Origin of the sequence: Comamonas odontotermitis (assembly GCF_014207855.1) — a bacterium.
In the GTDB taxonomy this organism is placed as follows: Bacteria; Pseudomonadota; Gammaproteobacteria; order Burkholderiales; family Burkholderiaceae_C; genus Comamonas; species Comamonas odontotermitis_A.
This window is the reverse complement of sequence record NZ_JACHKZ010000007.1, coordinates 82,816-101,688: the sequence shown is the minus strand read 5'-3', so window position 1 is coordinate 101,688 and position 18,873 is coordinate 82,816. Positions and strand designations below refer to the sequence as shown.

17 protein-coding genes are annotated in these 18,873 nt (G+C 59.3%); 5 read left to right on the top strand and 12 right to left on the bottom strand.

Translation table 11 applies throughout. From position 1 onward, the window contains the following. Window positions 1-3: 3 nt before the first annotated feature. Entirely contained in the window at window positions 4-2,145 is a 2,142-nt protein-coding gene (locus tag HNP33_RS07705; protein ID WP_184707001.1) for a TonB-dependent receptor, read from the bottom strand. 254 nt (window positions 2,146-2,399) lie between these two features. Here HNP33_RS07705 and HNP33_RS07700 point away from each other — a divergent pair, with 254 nt between their 5' ends. Further along, window positions 2,400-3,149 carry a hypothetical protein gene (locus HNP33_RS07700; RefSeq protein WP_184706999.1) on the top strand — a complete coding sequence of 250 codons (750 nt, stop codon included), beginning with the start codon at window positions 2,400-2,402 and terminating at the stop codon, window positions 3,147-3,149. A 93-nt stretch (window positions 3,150-3,242) separates the two neighbouring features. Here the strand turns inward: HNP33_RS07700 and HNP33_RS07695 are convergent, their stop codons facing one another. Then, window positions 3,243-4,067, bottom strand: coding sequence for an IclR family transcriptional regulator domain-containing protein (locus tag HNP33_RS07695; protein WP_184706997.1), 825 nt, complete (start codon window positions 4,065-4,067; stop codon window positions 3,243-3,245). 279 nt (window positions 4,068-4,346) lie between these two features. Between HNP33_RS07695 and HNP33_RS07690 the strand changes: the two genes are divergently transcribed. Genes HNP33_RS07690 through pcaF form a run of 3 tightly spaced genes read left to right on the top strand, consistent with a single transcriptional unit; the run spans window position 4,347 to window position 6,959 of the window. After that, window positions 4,347-5,048, top strand: coding sequence for a 3-oxoacid CoA-transferase subunit A (locus tag HNP33_RS07690; RefSeq protein ID WP_184706995.1), 702 nt, complete (start codon window positions 4,347-4,349; stop codon window positions 5,046-5,048). Between the two features lie 26 nt (window positions 5,049-5,074). Further along, window positions 5,075-5,716, top strand: a complete 642-nt coding sequence (locus HNP33_RS07685) for a 3-oxoacid CoA-transferase subunit B (protein WP_184706993.1) — start codon at window positions 5,075-5,077, stop codon at window positions 5,714-5,716. A 40-nt stretch (window positions 5,717-5,756) separates the two neighbouring features. After that, window positions 5,757-6,959 carry a 3-oxoadipyl-CoA thiolase gene (gene pcaF / locus HNP33_RS07680; protein ID WP_184706991.1) on the top strand — a complete coding sequence of 401 codons (1,203 nt, stop codon included), beginning with the start codon at window positions 5,757-5,759 and terminating at the stop codon, window positions 6,957-6,959. A 132-nt stretch (window positions 6,960-7,091) separates the two neighbouring features. Here pcaF and HNP33_RS07675 read toward each other — a convergent pair whose 3' ends face one another. Beyond that, window positions 7,092-8,018 carry a LysR family transcriptional regulator gene (locus HNP33_RS07675; RefSeq protein WP_184706989.1) on the bottom strand — a complete coding sequence of 309 codons (927 nt, stop codon included), beginning with the start codon at window positions 8,016-8,018 and terminating at the stop codon, window positions 7,092-7,094. Window positions 8,019-8,114: 96 nt separating this feature from the next. Here HNP33_RS07675 and HNP33_RS07670 point away from each other — a divergent pair, with 96 nt between their 5' ends. Then, complete coding sequence (locus HNP33_RS07670) at window positions 8,115-8,744, top strand: LysE family translocator (protein WP_418903827.1); 630 nt, start codon at window positions 8,115-8,117, stop codon at window positions 8,742-8,744. Between the two features lie 72 nt (window positions 8,745-8,816). Here HNP33_RS07670 and HNP33_RS07665 read toward each other — a convergent pair whose 3' ends face one another. The 9 genes from HNP33_RS07665 to HNP33_RS07625 form a co-directional block, all read right to left on the bottom strand. Further along, a complete protein-coding gene (locus tag HNP33_RS07665; protein WP_184706985.1) occupies window positions 8,817-9,734 on the bottom strand; it encodes a class I SAM-dependent methyltransferase in 918 nt (305 codons plus the stop codon). Then, complete coding sequence (locus HNP33_RS07660) at window positions 9,734-10,384, bottom strand: DUF1415 domain-containing protein (RefSeq protein WP_184706983.1); 651 nt, start codon at window positions 10,382-10,384, stop codon at window positions 9,734-9,736. Before HNP33_RS07660 ends, HNP33_RS07665 begins: the two co-directional genes overlap by 1 nt. 277 nt (window positions 10,385-10,661) lie before the next feature. Further along, the gene (locus tag HNP33_RS07655; protein ID WP_184706981.1) at window positions 10,662-11,861 is read right to left on the bottom strand and encodes a deoxyguanosinetriphosphate triphosphohydrolase; all 1,200 of its coding nucleotides are present in this window, start codon (window positions 11,859-11,861) and stop codon (window positions 10,662-10,664) included. A gap of 92 nt (window positions 11,862-11,953) precedes the next feature. After that, a complete protein-coding gene (aroB, locus tag HNP33_RS07650; protein WP_184706979.1) occupies window positions 11,954-13,051 on the bottom strand; it encodes a 3-dehydroquinate synthase in 1,098 nt (365 codons plus the stop codon). Between the two features lie 292 nt (window positions 13,052-13,343). Further along, window positions 13,344-13,895 carry a shikimate kinase gene (locus HNP33_RS07645; RefSeq protein ID WP_184706977.1) on the bottom strand — a complete coding sequence of 184 codons (552 nt, stop codon included), beginning with the start codon at window positions 13,893-13,895 and terminating at the stop codon, window positions 13,344-13,346. Between the two features lie 99 nt (window positions 13,896-13,994). Beyond that, window positions 13,995-15,518 (bottom strand): putative Ig domain-containing protein, encoded by a 1,524-nt coding sequence (locus HNP33_RS07640; RefSeq protein WP_184706975.1) that lies wholly within the window; start codon window positions 15,516-15,518, stop codon window positions 13,995-13,997. A 16-nt stretch (window positions 15,519-15,534) separates the two neighbouring features. Continuing rightward, window positions 15,535-17,652: a type IV pilus secretin PilQ gene (gene pilQ, locus HNP33_RS07635; protein ID WP_233464431.1), complete on the bottom strand. Its 2,118-nt coding sequence runs from the start codon at window positions 17,650-17,652 to the stop codon at window positions 15,535-15,537. Then, entirely contained in the window at window positions 17,649-18,194 is a 546-nt protein-coding gene (locus HNP33_RS07630; RefSeq protein ID WP_184706971.1) for a pilus assembly protein PilP, read from the bottom strand. Before HNP33_RS07630 ends, pilQ begins: the two co-directional genes overlap by 4 nt. Window positions 18,195-18,203: 9 nt before the next feature. Beyond that, complete coding sequence (locus HNP33_RS07625) at window positions 18,204-18,872, bottom strand: type 4a pilus biogenesis protein PilO (RefSeq protein WP_184706969.1); 669 nt, start codon at window positions 18,870-18,872, stop codon at window positions 18,204-18,206. Between the last annotated feature and the right edge of the window lies 1 nt (window position 18,873).

Genomic DNA, 18,873 nt, shown 5'->3' with positions numbered 1-18,873 from the left:
CATTCAGAAGCGGTAGCGGGCAACCAACTGCACCGAGCGTGGCGCCCCGGGCAGGTTGAGGTTGGGGCTGGAGCCGTGGCCCGCCACAATGTAGCGGCGATCCAAGATATTGTTCAGCTTCAACTGCAGATCCACGCCGTTCATGCGGTAGTACCCCATGGCATCCACCGTGGTGTAGCCCGGCAAGGTGACGGTATTGCCCGGGTTGGCAAAGCGTGCGCCCACATAGTTCACGCCGCCGCCGATGCCAAAGCCGTTGCCCAGCGCCTTGGTCAGCCAGACGTTGGCGCTGTGCCGGGGTGTGAGCGTGGGCCGCTTGCCTTCGACGGGTTGGCCCGCATCCTTGGCGGGCGACGAAGTCATTTCGCCCAGCAGATAGGCGTAGCCCGACCAGATCTGCAAGCCATAAGGCAGGCTGCCCGCCAGGCTCAGCTCCAACCCGTTGGTGCGCTGCACGCCCAGCGGAACCACCTTGTTCGTCACCGCATCCACGCTTTTGATATTGGTGCGCTCTACCTGGAACAGCGCCGCGGTCGCCGTTGCCTTGCCATCCAGCACATCCCACTTCACGCCCACCTCTTTGCTGGTGGTCATCTCGGGCGCGAGCTGGGCGTTGCTGGCGGCCAGCGCAAAGGTCTCACCAGACGGCTGGAACGATTTGCTGTACGAGGCGTAATACGACAACGTGGCGCTGGGCTGGTACACCACCCCCACCCGCGGGCTCCAGGCCACATCGGTACGCGCCAGATCATTGTTGGCTGGCAGCAGATCGTCGGTCTCCTGGCGGAAGCGGTCGTACCGCACGCCCGCCAGCAGCTTCCACTGCGGCGCAAGGCTCACCAGGTCTTGCACATAGGCGCTCGCCACATTGAATACACTGTCGTTGTTGGCGCCGGGTGCGGCCGTCAACTGCAGCGGCACCACGGGCAGCACCGGCTTGAACAGGTCGATGGTGCCCGGCACCGCCTGGCTGATGTTGAGCAGCGCCTTCTTCTGGCGCCCCAGTTCCAGCCCATACAGCATCTGGTGCTGCATGCCCGCCAGTTGCAGCTTCTGCGTGAGCTCCGTCTGGTTGAAAAAGCCGTGCTCGTCCCGCTCCACATGGCCCCGGGTCAGTGTTGCGGTTTGCGCCGCCTCGTTCACCGAGCCGACCAGCGTGTTGCTGCGGTCCAGCGAATAGTCGTAGTAGCGCAGCGCATTGCGCAGGCTCAGGCTGTCGTTGAACCGGTGGTTGAAGGTGGCAGAAAACGAGCTGACCTCGCTCGTGCTCACATCCGCCTGCCGCGCATTGGCTGCGCCATAGTAGGTGCCCGGCGACACATTCACGGGCCGCCCCTGGTAGGCTGGTACGCCAAAGTCAGTGATGCGGCTGTCCTTGAGGTAATCGGCCTGCAGCAGCAGGTTCGTGTCGGCGCTGAATTTGAACAGCACCGAGCCTGCGAGCGCCTTGCGGTCGAGAAACTGCGGGTCGCGGTAGCTGTCGGCACGCTCCAGTGCGCCCGTCAGGCGGTATGACACCACGCTGTCCGCAGGCGCGCGCGCAATGTCGAACTCGCCCCGGCGCTGCTTCCAGCTGCCCAGGGTCAAGCCCACTTCGCTCAGGTTGGCGCCCGGTTTTTTGGTGATGCGGTTGATGAGGCCTCCCGATGATCCGCGCCCATACAGCACCGATGCCGGGCCCTTGAGCACTTCCACCTGCTCGATGTTCGACAGATCCCGAAAGTACAGCGCGTCGTCGCGCAGCCCATCGACAAACTGGTCCGCAATCGCGGAAAAGCCCCGGATCGTGACCTGGTCGCGCTGCCCATCGCCGTGTGACATGCCAATGCCCGGTACTGCCTTGAGCACATCCTGCATGGATTGCGCCGCCTGATCGCGCATCAGGGTCTGCGGCACCACGTTCACGGTTTGCGGAATATCACGCAAAGGCGCCTCGATCTTGGTGGCGCTGGTGGCGGTGACTGCGTCGTAGCGCGCTTCGGCTTCAGCACTGCCTTGCACGCGCACTTCTTCGAGCGTGGCTTCGGCGGCAGGCGCTGTGGATAAAGCAGGTGCAGCAGGTGTAGGAGGTGCCGGCTGGGCCTGCGCGCAAGTGGAAAGCAGGGCTGCCGCTGTTGCAGCCCAAGGTTTGAGAGGGTGAGCCATTTCGATTCCTGTTATGAGTTGGCACGAATCTGGTCTGGCTGCAGGGGGCGGGAAGCCCGGCTTGTCTTGCTACTACCGAGAAAACCCGCACATATTAATGAGAAATGATTCCCATTTGTGAATAATTGCTGAATTTGCGTGAACCGGCCATAACGAGCCGCTGGACGGCATGCCTGTGAAACAGGTCCGCACGTGGCACCATCACCCGCAACCCATTAGGATGCCCATGACACAGGAACACCGCTGGAGACCCGATGCCCCCTTGGATACGCGCATTCGCATTCACCACCTCGATCATTGGCGCCACCGCAGCCTGGGCTGCACGCGACTTCACACCGCAGGCTGGCACCTGGGTGATGAGCAGCGAGATAGACGGCAAGCCCGGGCGCGGCCTGGCATTGGATGTGCAGAACAGCACGATGGTGCTGCAGGTCTTCAACTATGGCGCCGACGGCCAACCCACTTTCCACATGGGCAGTGGCACCTACGCCAGCGCGGGGGCCAACACCCTCACATCGCGCGCAGACCTGAGCCTGGGCCAGTATGCCGGTGGGCGCAGCCTGGGCGGCATGCCCCAATCTGCGCATTGGCAAGACAGTGCAGGCGTGGTGACCGTAGAGTTCTCTTTGAAGGAGACGACGCCCGTCAGGCATTTTTCACAGCGCGGCACCGTGACCTTTCCCGGAGAAACGCCCCGCGCCATACAGCGCCTGCAACTGGATGCACCCCCAGCATTGGCTGACCGCCTGTTGGGCGAGTGGTATGACCCCATACAGGCAACGCACATCGTATTCAACCAGGTAGAGAACGGGCTGGTGAAGTCTGCAGATGGATCACTGGCCTGCGAATATGGCTCCGCCGAGCGGCCCGATGGGGTGCGGTGCAAACACGCAGATGGCCGAATCATTGTTTTCTCATTGCCGCTTCAGAACCAGGGCAGCACGTGGATCCAGGTTCGTGACCGGTTTGGCAATCTGCAAGGCCTCGGCAAGCTGGATCGCTGATCCAAAGCATGTTTTGCTATTGTTTTTGATAATGCAGCGCCTTGCTGTTGTGGGCCAGCGGCTGCTTTCATCTAAAAGCACCCTCTAGCAGAATCAGCGCCGTACCGCTCCCGCCCGCGCCGCACTTGATCCTGCCCGGTAGCCCAGCAGCGCCGACACCCGCCCAGCCGCCTGCAGCAGCTGTGGCAGCAGCTCCTGGCGCATGATCTCAGGCGTGGTGCGGTTGGCCTGACCGCTGATGTTCATGGCGGCAACCACCTTGCCCGCTGCATTGCGGATGGGGGCCGCGACCGAGGTCAGGCCCTCCTCCAGCTCCTGGTTCAGCAGGCACCAGCCCTGCTCGCGTACCTGGCCAATCTGCGCCAGCAAGGCTCCGTCATCCTGCACGGTAAAGCGCGTGAACTGGCTGCGGTCGCGTGTTTCAAGCAAATGCTGCAGCTCGTGCGCAGGCAGCTCTGCCAGCAGCACGCGGCCCAGCGACGTCCAGAACGCAGGCAGGCGCGAGCCGATGCCCAGGTTGGTGCTCATGATCTTGTGGGTGTGCACGCGCATCACATACACCACGTCCTGCCCGTCCAGCACGGCGATGGAGCAGGACTCATGCACCTGCTCCACCAGCGCATCCATCACCGGCTGGGCGCTATGCCACATCGGCATGGATGTCAGGTAGGCAAAGCCCAGATCGAGGATTTTCGGCGTCAGCTCGAACACCCTACCCTCCATGCGCACGTAGCCCAGGGTGTGCAGCGTCAGCAGAATGCGGCGCGCACCCGCGCGGGTCAGCCCCGTGGCATCCGCCACTTCGGTGAGCGTCTGGCGCGGCGCGGCAGCACCAAAGCTGCGGATTACCTCCAGCCCGCGCGCGAAGGATTGCACATAGCTGTCGCTGGGGCGAAGGGTCTGGTCATCATCTTTCATAGCGATCTCTGCAACAAGCGCACCATGGCAACAAGGTGAGGCGCAGCCGTCACTGCAGAAGTCAGTCACCAAGGCGTCGGTGGCGGTATAACGGCAAGCCTATAATTCTTTTATCGAACTATTGTTCTATATACGAACATTTTGGTCAATCCCCCAAGACGGCAAATGTCACCCAGGCACCAGCGTCGCCATCGTGCCTGATGCACTTCTGTGGTCACATGGGGCCATGTGCTGCCGAGTTGGATAGCAGCACGGGTTTCTACAGACAGGAGACAGCGAATGATCAACAAGATTTCGGACTCGGTGGCCCAATCGCTCAGCAAGATCCACGACGGCTCGACGGTGCTGATCGGCGGCTTTGGCACGGCGGGCATTCCCTCGGTGCTGATCGATGGGCTGATCGCCCAGGGCGCACGCGAGCTGACCGTGGTAAACAACAACGCGGGCAATGGCGACACGGGCCTGGCAGCCCTGCTCAAGACCGGCGCCGTGCGCAAGATCATCTGCAGCTTTCCACGCCAGGTGGACAGCTATGTGTTTGACGAGCTGTACCGCAGCGGCAAGATCGAGCTGGAAGTTGTGCCCCAGGGCAATCTGGCCGAGCGCATGCGCGCAGCAGGTGCCGGCATTGGCGCCTTTTTCTGCCCCACGGCCTACGGCACCGAACTGGCTGCGGGCAAGGAAACGCGCGAGATCAATGGCAGGCACTACGTGCTCGAATACCCCATCTACGGCGATGTGGCCCTCATCAAGGCCGAGCAAGGCGACCGCTGGGGCAATCTCACCTACCGCAAATCGGCGCGCAATTTCGGCCCGGTGATGGCAGCAGCGGCCAAGTACACCGTAGCCACCGTGCACGAGATTGTGGAGCTGGGCGCACTGGACCCCGAGGCGGTCGTTACCCCCGGCATCTATGTCAACCAGGTGATCAAGATCGACCGCGTGGCCACACAGGCCGTCGGCATCAAACAGGCTGCCTGATCGGCCGCAGCGCAGGAGATAACACCATGAGCAGCTACCAAAAACGCACCAAGGACGAGTTGGCCGCACGCGTGGCGCAAGATATTCATGACGGCGCCTACGTCAACCTCGGCATCGGGCAACCAACCGCTGTTGCCAACCACATCCCCAAAGACCGCGAAGTGATTCTGCAGTCGGAAAACGGCATCCTCGGCATGGGCCCCGCCCCAGCGGCTGGCGAAGAAGACTACGACCTGACCAATGCCGGCAAGCAGCCCGTGACGCTGCTGGCGGGTGGCTGCTACTTTCACCATGCCGACAGCTTTGCGATGATGCGCGGCGGCCACCTCGACATCTGCGTGCTCGGCGCTTTCCAGGTGGCCGAAAACGGCGACCTGGCCAACTGGAGCACCGGCGAGCCCGGCGCCATTCCCGCCGTGGGCGGCGCGATGGATCTGGCCATTGGTGCCAAGCAGACCTGGGTGATGATGGATCTGCTCACCAAGAAGGGCGAGAGCAAGATCGTCAAGCAATGCAGCTACCCGCTCACCGGCATCGGCTGCGTCAAGCGCATCTACACCGATGTGGCAACGATCGAAGTCACGCCCCAGGGCCTCAAGCTCATCGACACCGTGGCCGGGCTGGACAAGCCCGCGCTGGAAGAGATGATCGGCCTGCGCCTGATCTAACCACCCTTCCTTTTCATTGACACCCATTCAGGAGACCACCATGACCGACGCATTTATCTGCGATGCCATCCGCACCCCTTTTGGCCGCTACGGCGGCGCGCTCTCCGGCGTGCGCACCGATGACCTGGGCGCAGCGCCCATCAAGGCGCTGATGGAGCGCAACCCCGGTGTGGATTGGAAGGCCGTGACCGACGTGATCTACGGCTGCGCCAACCAGGCAGGTGAAGACAACCGCAACGTGGCCCACATGTCGAGCCTGCTGGCCGGCCTGCCCGTGGATGTGCCCGGCGCCACCATCAACCGCCTCTGCGGCTCGGGGCTGGACGCCATCGGCACTGCAGCCCGCGCCATCAAGGCGGGCGAGGCACGCTTGATGATTGCAGGCGGTGTCGAATCGATGAGCCGCGCACCGTTTGTGATGCCCAAGGCGGAATCGGCCTTCAGCCGCAGCAATGCGGTGTACGACACCACCATCGGCTGGCGCTTCATCAACAAGCAGATGAAGGCGCAGTACGGCGTGGACTCCATGCCCGAGACGGCGGAGAACGTCGCGGATGATTTCAAGATCGAACGCGAAGCGCAAGACCGCATGGCGCTTGCATCGCAGCAAAAAGCCACCGCCGCCATTGCCGCAGGCTACCTGGCCCAGGAAATCGTGAACGTCGTCCTTCCCCAGAAAAAGGGCGATCCCATCGTTGTGAGCCAGGACGAACACCCCCGTGCCACCACGCTCGAAGCGCTTGCCAAGCTCAAAGGCGTGGTGCGCGAGGGCGGCACGGTAACAGCGGGCAATGCATCGGGTGTGAACGACGGCGCCTGCGCCCTGCTGCTGGCCAACGCCGAAGCCGCCACGCAATACGGACTGACGCCCAAGGCGCGCGTAGTGGGCATGGCCACTGCAGGTGTGGCGCCGCGCATCATGGGCTTTGGCCCGGCGCCGGCCGTGCGCAAAGTGCTGCAGCTCACTGGGTTGATCTTGGACCAGATGGACGTGATCGAACTGAACGAAGCCTTTGCCGCGCAAGGCCTGGCCGTGCTGCGCGATCTGGGCCTGGCCGATGACGACAAGCGCGTCAACCAGTGGGGCGGCGCGATTGCCCTGGGCCACCCCCTGGGCGCATCGGGCGCGCGCCTGGCTACCACGGCAGTCAACCAGCTGCACACGCTGGGCGGCCGCTACGCGCTGTGCACCATGTGCATTGGCGTGGGCCAGGGCATTGCGGTGATTCTGGAAAAGGTCTGAACAACTTTCCCCAGCGCACACAAGCACCTACCCGAAGACGGCCGAAAGGCCGTTTTCTGTTGAGTGGAATCAACACAAAGAAAGAGCCCCGCTACACCAGTAGATTCGCCCCCCGGGGCGCACGCATCCTGTCTATGAAGACAGCCCGTTCTGCGCCAGCGTCTGCGCCATCGCCTGCTGCAGCCAGGCATGTACGCCGGCAGTGCGCGCATCCCCCAGCCCGCGCGCATGGATCAGCACATAGCCGGAGCCATCTGCGCGCCAGCCCAGCGGCGCCGCCAGGCTGCCAGCCTGTACGGCGGCATCGGCCATGTACACCGACGCCATGGCCACACCCAGGCCACTGATGGCGGCCTGCAGGCACAGATAGAAATGCTCCAGCACCATGCGCTGCGGCAGGTCTGCCAGGCGGTTGCCCGAAAAGCTGCCAGCCCACCAGTTGGCCCATGCCTGCGGGCGCGTGGCGGAATGCAGGGCCACGAGCGTAGTTAAAGGCTTTGTGCCGCCCGGCTCCGGCGACAACCAACGTTGTGCAAGCGCGGGCTGGGCCACCGGCCCCATGTATTCCGGTGCCACGGCATGCACCTGCCAATGCGGCTGCAGTGCAAAATCGTTGCGGCGCAGGGCGAGGTCTATGCCATCCCGCCCGAAATCCACCGCGCCACCGCCCGCCACCAGGTGCAACTGCACGCCAGCGCACGCCGCCTGTAACTGCGGCAGGCGCGGAATGAGCCAGTGCATGGCCAAGGTTGGCTCGCACGACAGCACCAGTGGGCGCGTGGCCGCAGGCGCACGCACGGCATCCACGGCCTGCGCCAGCGTCTGCAGCGCCTGCGTGCAGGCCTGGTACAGCTGCTGGCCAGCGGCGGTGAGGTGCACGCCTCGGTTGCGCCGCTCGAACAAGACCACGCCCAGCGCTGCTTCCAATTGTCGCAACTGCTTGCTGACCGCGCCTTGCGTCACGTGCAAGGCGTCTGCCGCCCGCACCACAGAGCCCGTGCGTGCCACCGCCTCGAAGGCCTGCAGGCTTTTCAATGGGGGAAGGCGCGCCGAATTCATTGAGTTTTTCTCATCTTTTTTACGGAGAATAAATCGATTTTCTTTCTTTTCTCTCCCTCTCACAATTCCCTTCATTATTGAATTGAAGGAATGCATATGGAATGGCTCGCGGTGATCAGCATCACAATTTTGGCAGTCATCAGCCCCGGGCCCGATTTCGCGATGGTGACGCGCTGCAGTCTGCTGTACGGCAAGCGGATCGGCATGCTGGTGGCCTGGGGCATTGCCCTGGGAGTGCAGGTGCATGTGTGCTACAGCATGCTGGGCGTGGCATGGCTGCTGCAGCATTCGCCCGCGTGGTTCACGGCCTTCAAGCTGGTGGGCGCGGCCTACCTGGTATGGGTGGGCTGGCAGACCCTGCGCAGCCCTGCTCTGCCCGCGGCGACGGATGGGCCTGAGGGCACCCATAGCCAGGTGCAGACCGGCAGCATGACCCCCTGGGCGGCGGTGCGCACCGGCTTTTTCACCAATGCGCTGAATCCCAAGACCACCTTGTTTGTGGTGAGCGTTTTCTCACAGGTGGTTCAGCCCGGCGCGCCGTCGTGGGTGCTGGTGGGCTACGGCCTGTTCATCTCCGTCGCACATGGCGCATGGTTTACAGCCGTGGCCTGCGTGTTGGCCACGCCATCGATCCGCAATCGCGTGCTGCAGAAGGCGCAGTGGCTCAACCGGGGGATTGGCGCCGTATTGATGGCGATGGGCATCGCACTGGCCCTGGCACGCTGATACATCAATAAAAAGAGCTTTCAGCGCTTTGGTGGCAAGTGCTGAAAGCTCTTTTTGGAATAGCAGATAAATCTATGCCTGCTTGGCGTCTGCAGCGGCCAGCAGGGGGTAGCGGTGCTGCAGCGAGGCATCGAGGCCAAACTCGGCAAGCAACTGCTGCAAGCGCTCGGCCGCGCTGCGTTTTTTCTGGCCGGTGTAGCGCGCCAGGATCAGCTCGTTTTTCATGCTGTGCTCCCAACCCACCAGTTCGGTCACCGTCACCTGGTAGCCCTGGCTTTCCAGGTACAGGCAGCGCAGCACATTGGTGATCTGGCTGCCTATTTCGCGCGTGTGAATGGGGTGGCGCCACAGTTCGGCCAAGGGCGTGCGTGACAGTTGCAGCGCCTTGCTCTGGCGCAGGCAGGCCGCCACTTCGGCCTGGCAGCAAGGCACGAGCACCATGGCGCGGGCCTTCTTCTCCAGGCCAAAGGCGATGGCGTCGTCAGTGGCGGTATCGCAGGCATGCAGAGCGGTCACGATGTCAAACCGCTCGGGCATGGCATCGGCGTGCGTGGAATCGGCCACCGACATGTTCAGAAACGCCATGCGCTCAAAACCCAGGTGGGCGGCAAGTTGCTGCGATGCCTCCACCAGAGGCGCGCGCGTTTCAATGCCGTAAATGCGGCCACGGCCCAGTTGCTTGAAGAACAGGTCGTACAGGATGAAGCCCAGGTACGACTTGCCCGCGCCATGGTCGGCCAGGCTAACGGTGTGCTCATTCTGCGACAGCTCGGCCAGCAGGGGCTCGATGAACTGGTAGAGGTGGTAGACCTGCTTGAGCTTGCGGCGCGAATCCTGGTTCATCTTGCCGTCGCGCGTGAGGATGTGCAGCGCCTTGAGCAGCTCGATCGACTGCCCGGGCTTGAGGCCCAATTGCTCGGCAATGCCCTGTACCGCGGGCTGCTTTTTGCCAGCGCCGTTCACGTCGCGCTGGGGCTTGATCTTGGTCATCAATCGGCTTTCTGGTCGTCGGCATGGCCTGCTGCTGCGTGCTTTTGCGATTCCTTGTGAGGAAAGGGGCAGCGCGCACCCACGTCCAGATCCAGCCAGCCTTCCAGGCCCAGTTGATCAAGCGTGTCCATGTTCTTTTCGTAGATCGATTCCGCCTCGGGAAACACTTCAACGGCCTTGTCGATGCTGTCTTCGCGCAGCAGGTGCAAGGTGGGGTATGGCGAGCGGTTGGTGCAGTTGGTCACATCGTCCACGTCCGTCCCCTCGAACTGGTAGAGCGGATGGAACGACGCCACCTGCAGGATCCCCCCCAGCTCCAGCTCGTCGATCATGTCGTCTGCCAGCTCCAGAAAGTCGTTGAAATCCAGAAAATCATGCAGCGCGTACGGCAGGATCAGCAAGGTGGTGTCGCGCTTTTCGGGGTTGGCTTCGGCCAGCGCCTCCAGCTCCCGGTGCAGCGCCCGGGCCACACCCTCCACATCGTCGGCATCGCTGACGGTGTAATGGATCTGCCCTTTGACATGCACGCCTTTGGCAAACGGGCACAGGTTCAGGCCGATCACCGCCTTCTCCAGCCAGTTGACGGTATCGGCAATCGCGATTTCGTGCATGGATGCGCCTTGCGCAGGCGTGGCGTGGTCATCGGTCATGGCGGGCTTTCTGGTGGGTGTTATGGATGTACAGGCAAACGGCGCTTGACAGGCAGTGCACGGCGGCGTCGGCAGCCTGCAGCGCTTGCGAGAACGTGTCTACGTTCTCAGGGCTGCAGGGCAAGGCAGAATTGGGCACATTGTAGCGATTGCGCCTTTCTCGCCCATGGCAGTAGAGCAATCGCTCGCTTGCGCAGCGGCGCCCCACACGCTCCGAACCTGCACGATGGGCGGCTAGGAGCCCCCTGCAAGCGCGTGCCTACGCCGCCAAAAACCGCTATTCCGTCAACAACTGCTTGCCAGTCAAGCGCTCATGCTCACGCAGGGCATAGCGGTCTGTCATTCCAGCGATGAAATCGGCCACCACGCGCGCGCAGGCTGCCTGCTCCAGGCCCTGGGCCCGCGCGGCATAGCGTGGCTTCATCTCCTGGGGCCGGGCCAGGTAAATATCAAACAGCTCGCGTACCACGACCTTGGCGCGGCTGGTGGTATCTACCACCTGGGGGTGGCGGTAGAGGTTTTGAAACAGAAAGCGCTTGAGCGCTGCCGATTCCGCGCGCATGGCGTCGCTGAAGCCAACGAGCGGCGGCAGCGCCCGCACCGCATCGGCGTTTGCGGGCTGCGCAGCCTGCAAAGCAGCACCGGTGTTGCGGATCACGTCGTATACCTGCTCGCTGAGCATACGGCGAATGGCTTCGTACAACCAGCGGCGCTGCCAGTCGCTCTCCTGCAGCTGTGGATGTTCGCGCACCGCCTCGTCCGCATAGCGTGCAAACAGCGGAATCTCCATCAGCTGCACAACGGTAATGAGGCCCGATCGCACGCCATCATCCACATCATGTGCGTTGTAGGTGATCTCGTCGGCAAGGTTGGCCAGCTGCGCTTCCAGAGCGGGCTGCTCCCCCACCAGAAAACGACGCCCCACGCCACCGGGCTCCCGCGCCTCCAGCTTGCGGGCATTGGCGGCAGAGCAATGCTTCAGGATGCCCTCGCGCGTCTCAAAGCACAGATTAAGACCACTGTAGCCGGGGTAGCGCTCTTCCAGATCATCCACCACGCGCAGACTCTGCAGGTTGTGCTCAAAACCGCCAAAGTTGACCATGCAGGCGTTGAGCGCATCCTGCCCTGCGTGGCCAAATGGCGTGTGGCCCAGGTCGTGCGCCAGACAAATAGCCTCGGTCAGGTCTTCGTTGATGCGCAGTGCGCGCGCGATGGAGCGGCCCAGCTGGGCCACTTCGATCGAATGCGTGAGCCTTGTCCGAAAAAGATCGCCTTCGTGGTTCAGAAACACCTGGGTCTTGTAGACCAGGCGGCGAAACGCAGAAGAATGCACGATGCGGTCACGGTCGCGCTGAAACTCGCTGCGTGTGGGCGCGGCATCCTGCGCATGGATGCGGCCCTTGCTGAGGTGCGAATAACAGGCGTAGGGCGCAAGCCCGGCCTCAGTCCATACGGGAGATGAATCTACGGCCTGCATGCTGCCCTTTCCACTAATCTCGGAATACCATCAATCGCGAAAGAGAGCCGCGTACCGCATCATCGCCAGCAACCGTTTTGCCCAAAGCGCGGTCATGCCGCGCAGCAGGTGTCGATGACTTCACGCACCAATGCATCGGGCGCTTCGCGCACCACGGCTTTGCCTGGGCTATCAATCAATACAAAGCGAATGGCGCCCGCCTGCGATTTTTTGTCGAGGCGCATCAGTTGCAGGTAGCGGCCTGCGTTGTCGTGCGCATCGAGAATGGCGCCCTGCACGGGCAAACCAGCCCTCTCGATCAAGGCCCGCAGGCGCTGAACAAAAGCCCAATCCACCAGCCCAAGGCGCAGCGACAGCTCGGCTGCCATCACCATGCCGGCCCCCACGCCTTCGCCATGCAGCCACACACCATAGCCCATGCCAGCCTCGATGGCATGGCCAAACGTATGGCCAAAATTCAAAATGGCACGCAGATCAGCTTCCTTCTCATCCTTGGAGACGACATCTGCCTTGATCTCGCAACTGCGGCGCACAGCATGGGCCAGGGCTTGCTTGTCACGCGCCATCAGCGCGTCCATGTTCGCCTCCAACCAGTCCATGAAGGCCATATCGGCGATCGGGCCGTATTTGATCACTTCTGCCAGCCCAGCGCTCAGCTCGCGCGCAGGCAAGGTATCGAGCGAATCGAGATCGCATACCACCAGTTGTGGCTGGTAGAACGCGCCAATCATGTTCTTGCCCAGCGGATGGTTGATGCCGGTCTTCCCCCCCACCGATGAATCCACCTGGGACAGCAACGTGGTTGGAACCTGCACAAAAGGCACGCCGCGCATGAAGCTCGCCGCAGCAAAACCCGTCATGTCTCCCACCACGCCCCCGCCAAGCGCAAACAACACCGTCTTGCGATCAGCGCCGCTTTCCAGCAAGGCATCGAAAATGGTTTGCAGGGTATGCCAGTTCTTGTGCACTTCGCCATCCGGCAACTGCAGCACCTGCACCTGCGGATAGCGGCCCGAGAGAGCGCGCTGCAAGCGCTCGGCATACAGCGGCGCTACGGTTTCATTGCTGACAATCAGTGCCTGCGCCGCCTTGGGACAAGCCGCAAACGTATCTGCCAACGACATGGAGCCACCAGCAATGACTATGGGATAGGAACGATCACCCAGATCGATATGAACAGTTTCGGTCACGGTTGATGAAGCTAATGATGGGTATCTGGTGATTATCTTATCCAGGCCCAGTCTTTTTAACAGCCTGAACTTGGTGGATATCGGCCTGCCTTGCCTGGGTTCCGCTGCACCTCGGTCTATGTGACGTAAATCTGCACTCCGCGCCAACAACGCGCCTTAGCAAAACGCAGATTTATATTGAAGCCAGAGAACCTCTCTACCAATGCAGACCTCGGGCAGGATACGTCAACGACATGACCCATGTTAGCGCTCTTCGCGTGGGGCGCCACCCCATGGTGTCAATCCCTTGCCACTACGACTGCGGTGCCGCCCCAGCCATGGGAACCACGCCCGCGAGCTCAGCCTGCATTGTCACTTTGCGCACAACTTGCGCGGTCGAGCAGCGAACGGTGTCAATGACGAAATGCGCCGTCTCCTCATACAAAGGCGCGCGCACCACCAACAAATCCCGCAGGCGCTTGAGCGGATCTTCACCCTGCAGCAACGGCCTGCTGGTGTCATTTCGCAAGCGGCGGGCAATGTCTTCAGGGCTGGATTGCAAATAGAAAACCGTCGTATTTGCATGCAACACGGCGCGGTTCTCAGCACGCAGCACCGCCCCGCCCCCCGTTGACAGCACACAGGCTGATTGCCCACGCGCAAGATCGGCAAGAACTTCCGCTTCCGCATCCCTGAAAGCCTGCTCGCCATGCGCTGCGAAATAATCCTTGATGGAGCAGCCCAGGCGACGCTCCAACACAAGATCTGAATCCACAAATTCGACGCCCCAATTGCGGGCGAGCTGACGGCCAATTGTGGATTTTCCGCTACCCGGCAATCCAATAAAACACACGGAAGGCACCATTATCCAGCCCTACAACACCAATAACGCATCATAAACGAGCTCGCACAGGCATAAAAAAACCTCCGGGGACACCGGAGGTTTTGAGGCTATGTGCGTAGATTATGGTTGATCTACTTTGCAGGAGTCTGCCGAATCAGTGATGGTCACCTTCACTTCACGGCTCACCGAGCTGGTCGAATTCTTCGCGGTCACCGAGAAGTTGTATTCACCAACATCAGTGCAGGTCAGCAGCTTGCCCGAGGAAATCACGCCAGAAGGGCTCACAGTCAACCAGCTAGGTCCACCAGTCAGCGACCACGTTATATTGTCACCAGTTGCAGAGAAGCTATACAGATACGAGGAGCCGACCTCTGCAGTAGGCAGGAGACACCTTGCCGTCGAAGAGCTGCAGCCATTGATGCTGAAAGCCACAGGAGCGTCAGGCACCGTTACCTTGATGACCAAAGTACCGGTTGCTGTGACACCATTCGCATCCTTTACCGTCACAACAGCGTTGTAATCTGCGGCCTTGCTCACCTTAGGCGTGCCAGAAACCAGACCCGAAGGGCTCAATGTCAATCCAGGTGGCAAGGTAGAGGTAGCGGACCACGTATATGGTGGAACCCCACCCTTGGCAACCACGGCTTGCGCAAAAGCCTCACCGCTTACGGCGTTCATGGTCAATTGCGTTGTGTCAACTGCCAAGGCAGAGGTGGCAATACCGTCAACCACTTGGAGCACTGCATACTGCGTGATGGCGTCCTGAATGCCATTTGACACATCATTGTCAGACCGGTCGACCGTCAGCTGGAGAAGCAGGGCACCAGTAGAAGGACCACTTGCCACGGAGAACTGACCAATGCCATTGAGCGTACTTACCTGCAAAGAACCGCCACTGTTCTGACCGTTAGCCATCAAACGCGCGCCAGAAGACGTGCCGTTTGGAATGATGGCAACTTGCAAATTGGGCTTACCAGTGTTGGAGATGGGCTGATTCGCATCATTGCGAACCGTTGCTTCCACTGCCACTTGATTTGGCACATTATTGACATTATTGCGCGACCCCAAGTAATTGGTTTGCGCAGAATAAGTAACACCAGCTGGAGTCGCGGTGCTTCCACCACCAACCTTCACCGTCACTGTGCTCGCATATACCTTATTGTCTCGGGGGTCTGTCACGGAACAGGCAACCACGACATCGCCTGCAATTCGTTTGGATATCACATGAAAAGACGCGCCGCCGGAGTTGGACCCGAGAGTAATGGAACGGTATGAGCCAGGAACCTTTATTGTCCCGCCCTTCCCATCATCCACTTCCATCGTGTGTTCATCTTTGCCGTCGAGATAGTACAACGAGCCAGAATCCAATCCAGAAGTGACATTGCACCCAAATGCATTATCTTCCTTGTCCGGAATAGGGCTACCGCCCTCATTCGCCTGAACATAAATAGTAGACATATAGGGATAATAATCCCCTCCAAAACCAGGAGTAGTCGAGTTAAGATTAACCGGAACCGAAGTTTTGGAGGCGCTTAACTTAATTGAATACTGCAGCTGTGTGTCACCGCCACTACCTCCGCCACCTCCGCACGCCGCCAACACCAACGGCGCGAGTAAAATAAATGGCTTAAATAACTTTTTCATACATCTCCCCGATTAATCAACGCATTTCACCACGATCCGAAATCATTTTCGGCGTAATAAATACCAACATCTCACGCTTTTCCGATTCACGGACATTGTTCTTAAACAAATTACCAATAACAGGAACATCACCCAACAGAGGTATCTTATTGGTGGTTTGCGTTTCCTGCAATTCAAAAATGCCACCAATTACCACAGTGCCGCCATTTTCCACCAGAACCTGCGTCTTGATGTGCTTGGTATCAATGGCAGGGCCGGCTGTAGTATCTGCACCTTTGGAGTCTTTGGAAACATCCAGGTCCAGAATAATATTACCTTCTGGTGTGATTTGTGGAACCACTTCCAACTTCAAGACCGCCTTCTTAAATTCAACCGTCGTAGCACCATTCTGCGCAGAATTCTGGTACGGTATTTCCGTACCCTGTTCAATCAGAGCCTTTGTCTGGTCTGCAGTAATCAGCCGTGGGCTGGAAACAATTTTCCCCTTCCCATCAGCCTCCATTGCAGACAGCTCAAGCGACAAAAACCGATTCGCTGCAGAATTAAAAATGGAAAGAGCGAAAGAACCATTCGCTGCACCTGTAGAGAGGGCTGCCGCAGGCAAGTTAATAAAATTACCACCCGCATTATTCGTGCCACCCATGCCCGTCGTGCCTACTGCATTGTCGTAGCTGGTACCAAAACCTACGCGATTGCCGCCTCCGAGCGAGTAACCGCCGTCACCGCCCTTAGCCGCACGCATGTCACCACCACCAAGACGAACGCCCAGCGACCGTCCAAATGTATCACGCGCCTCCACAATTCGAGCCTCAATCAATACCTGGCGAACTGGTACATCCAGTGTCACAAGCAGGCGACGAAACTCCTCTAGTTTAGCAGGAACATCGGTGATGAAAAGCTGATTGGTCCGCGGTTCCGCAATGGCTGAACCTCGTGGAGTGAGGAACCTACTTTGCCCGCCGGAAGCGCCACCGTTTCCTGTGTTGGTGGTGATTTGTTTCAACAAATCAGTAGCTTTTGCATAATTCAGCTGGAATGACTGCGTCTGCAAGGGCGTTTTTTCTTCCAGTTTTGCGACTGCGTCAAAATCCTTTTGAATACGCTCATCAATCTCGTCCTTTGGAGCAATCCAAAGCACTGTACCCGACTTGCGCATTCCCAAGCCTTTGGCATCCAGAATGATTTGCAGGGCTTGATCCCAAGGTACGTCCTTCAGGCGCAAAGTCAGAGAGCCATTGACCGAATCCGATGTCACGATATTGAAATTGGTGAAATCTGCAATCACCTGGAGCAAAGAACGGACTTCAATATTCTGGAAGCTCAGCGACAGTTTCTCGCCAGTAAATGTTCCGCCGGACCCAAGCTTGTTGGGATCGGATTTGCGCTGGCGAACTTCGACCACAAACTGGTTATCGCTTTGGTACGCACTATGTTCCCACTCACCTGTGTTCTTCAAATCGACATAGGTGGCATTACCTGCCTGGCGAGAGGAAATCATCCGGACAGGAGTTCCGAAGTCAGAAACATCCAGCTTGCGTCGAAGACCTTCGGGGAGCGTCGTATGCTGCAATTCCAAAGTCAGCCCATCCGCCATCTTGGCGATGTTCACGCCAACGCGATTATTGGGCAGAGCAATCACCAACCTACCAGCGCCATCCGTTCCCCGGCGGAAATCCACATCTGAGAGGGGCTGCGAGAACGAATTCCCGTCTGCGGCAAATTGCTGGTCTTGCTGACTGGCCGCCACTTTTTTCGCCGCCGGCTCAATGGCCACGAGCAGATCTTTCCCGCTGACCTCGGTCTTGTAGGTCGTGCTTTCTTTCAGATTCAATACCAGTCGCGCTTTGGTATCGGTCTCTACCACATTCAAGGAACGCAGGTTACCTTGATTGAGCTCAATTCGGTTGCTGGGCAACGCACTCTTGTAGCCTGGCAAGTCCAGCACGACACGTGCAGGCGATTGAATGCTGAAAGTCTCGGGCAGCACGAGAGGCGCGCCATCCGTTTCAATTTTGACGAGTTCCACACCGTCGCGCACAACGGTGGAAACGCTGTTGATCTTGCCTTGGGCCAGAACCGAAGCAGGCAACAGAAGAATCGCTGCTAATGGCAGCAAAAGAGTGAATTTTTTCATTTTTTGGCCTCCTGCAGCTCCAAGACTGCATCTCTCTCTACCCATTCACCAACCCCATCCTGAACGATTTCACGCATGGTGATTGAGCTCTCGTTGACGTTTTTGATCTTGCCGTAGTTCTGCCCCAAGTACATGCCTTTGTTGACTTGATAGATCAGGCCATCCACCTTGACCAAGCCAACATCTGCAGCACCTTTTTTGAGAAAGCCCACCATGGTGATGCTATCCAGAGGATATGACTCCAACTGCTCTTTCCGGCGGGCGCGCTCTGGCGCAACCAGTGCGTCGGAAATGGTAGGGGGCGCCCCACTGCTGCCTCTCAAAACCGCAGCCAAACGCTCTTTGCTGAAAGGATCCAGGGTGGATGCAGCCACATACGCCTGGGGTACAAATTCCTTTGGAGGGGCAATTGGTTTCACCGAAGGCCGGGTGGCAGCTTGCTCCTGCTGCATCCACACCTGCAAATTATCGCTTTCGTCATCACACGCCACGAGCAAAAGCGCAGTGGATGCACACAAGAGAAGCTTAGAAAAACTGTTCATTCCGCCCCCTTATTTTTTGGCTTTGGTCTTGGCATCCTGCTGCTCCTTGAGCTCTTGCGGATCCAGATAGCGGAAGGTACGGGCAGTGGCATCGAGCACCAGCATTTCGGAATCTTTGTTTGCAGGCGCCAAACTCATATTATTGAGCGTCACAATTCTCGAAAGATTGGCAACATCGGCCGCAAAAAAACCGATATCGTGGTATTTGCCGTTCACTTTGAGCGATATGGGCAATTCCGCATAGTAATCCTTCACTACCGTTTGCCCTGGCTTGAAAAGGTCAAACTGCAAGCTGCGACCAATACCTGCCTGGTTGATGTCAGACAGAAGTGCCGCCATTTCAGCCTTGCTGGGCAATTGCTTTTCGAGCTGTGTCACATATTGCAGCACCTGCTCGCGTTGCTTGCGCAATGCCTCCAGATTGACAGCTTTGCGCAAACGCGATTTGTAGTCTTCCTTCAGCTGCAATTCCTTGCCTTGAGAAGTGGTGAGTTCCTCATCAAAACTGCTCAGATAGAAATACCAGCCCAGGCCCACGACCAAAGCGGCGATCACGATCAACAACATCCAACGCGGCGCCGCAGGCCACAGCGATGGGTCCTTGGGATCCAGATTCTGGAACTGCCTCTGCAGATTTTTAAATCCCTCTCCCAACTGCATATTCTTTTTGGTTGCCATA

What these genes read in the sequence shown, in the direction of transcription:
- HNP33_RS07705 (WP_184707001.1), bottom strand. Translation starts at nt 2,145, where the DNA reads ATGGCTCACCCTCTCAAACCTTGGGCTGCAACAGCGGCAGCCCTGCTT.
- HNP33_RS07700 (WP_184706999.1), top strand. Translation starts at nt 2,400, where the DNA reads ATGCCCCCTTGGATACGCGCATTCGCATTCACCACCTCGATCATTGGC.
- HNP33_RS07695 (WP_184706997.1), bottom strand. Translation starts at nt 4,067, where the DNA reads ATGAAAGATGATGACCAGACCCTTCGCCCCAGCGACAGCTATGTGCAA.
- HNP33_RS07690 (WP_184706995.1), top strand. Translation starts at nt 4,347, where the DNA reads ATGATCAACAAGATTTCGGACTCGGTGGCCCAATCGCTCAGCAAGATC.
- HNP33_RS07685 (WP_184706993.1), top strand. Translation starts at nt 5,075, where the DNA reads ATGAGCAGCTACCAAAAACGCACCAAGGACGAGTTGGCCGCACGCGTG.
- pcaF (WP_184706991.1), top strand. Translation starts at nt 5,757, where the DNA reads ATGACCGACGCATTTATCTGCGATGCCATCCGCACCCCTTTTGGCCGC.
- HNP33_RS07675 (WP_184706989.1), bottom strand. Translation starts at nt 8,018, where the DNA reads ATGAATTCGGCGCGCCTTCCCCCATTGAAAAGCCTGCAGGCCTTCGAG.
- HNP33_RS07670 (WP_418903827.1), top strand. Translation starts at nt 8,115, where the DNA reads ATGGAATGGCTCGCGGTGATCAGCATCACAATTTTGGCAGTCATCAGC.
- HNP33_RS07665 (WP_184706985.1), bottom strand. Translation starts at nt 9,734, where the DNA reads ATGACCAAGATCAAGCCCCAGCGCGACGTGAACGGCGCTGGCAAAAAG.
- HNP33_RS07660 (WP_184706983.1), bottom strand. Translation starts at nt 10,384, where the DNA reads ATGACCGATGACCACGCCACGCCTGCGCAAGGCGCATCCATGCACGAA.
- HNP33_RS07655 (WP_184706981.1), bottom strand. Translation starts at nt 11,861, where the DNA reads ATGCAGGCCGTAGATTCATCTCCCGTATGGACTGAGGCCGGGCTTGCG.
- HNP33_RS07645 (WP_184706977.1), bottom strand. Translation starts at nt 13,895, where the DNA reads ATGGTGCCTTCCGTGTGTTTTATTGGATTGCCGGGTAGCGGAAAATCC.
- HNP33_RS07640 (WP_184706975.1), bottom strand. Translation starts at nt 15,518, where the DNA reads ATGAAAAAGTTATTTAAGCCATTTATTTTACTCGCGCCGTTGGTGTTG.
- pilQ (WP_233464431.1), bottom strand. Translation starts at nt 17,652, where the DNA reads ATGAAAAAATTCACTCTTTTGCTGCCATTAGCAGCGATTCTTCTGTTG.
- HNP33_RS07630 (WP_184706971.1), bottom strand. Translation starts at nt 18,194, where the DNA reads ATGAACAGTTTTTCTAAGCTTCTCTTGTGTGCATCCACTGCGCTTTTG.
- HNP33_RS07625 (WP_184706969.1), bottom strand. Translation starts at nt 18,872, where the DNA reads ATGGCAACCAAAAAGAATATGCAGTTGGGAGAGGGATTTAAAAATCTG.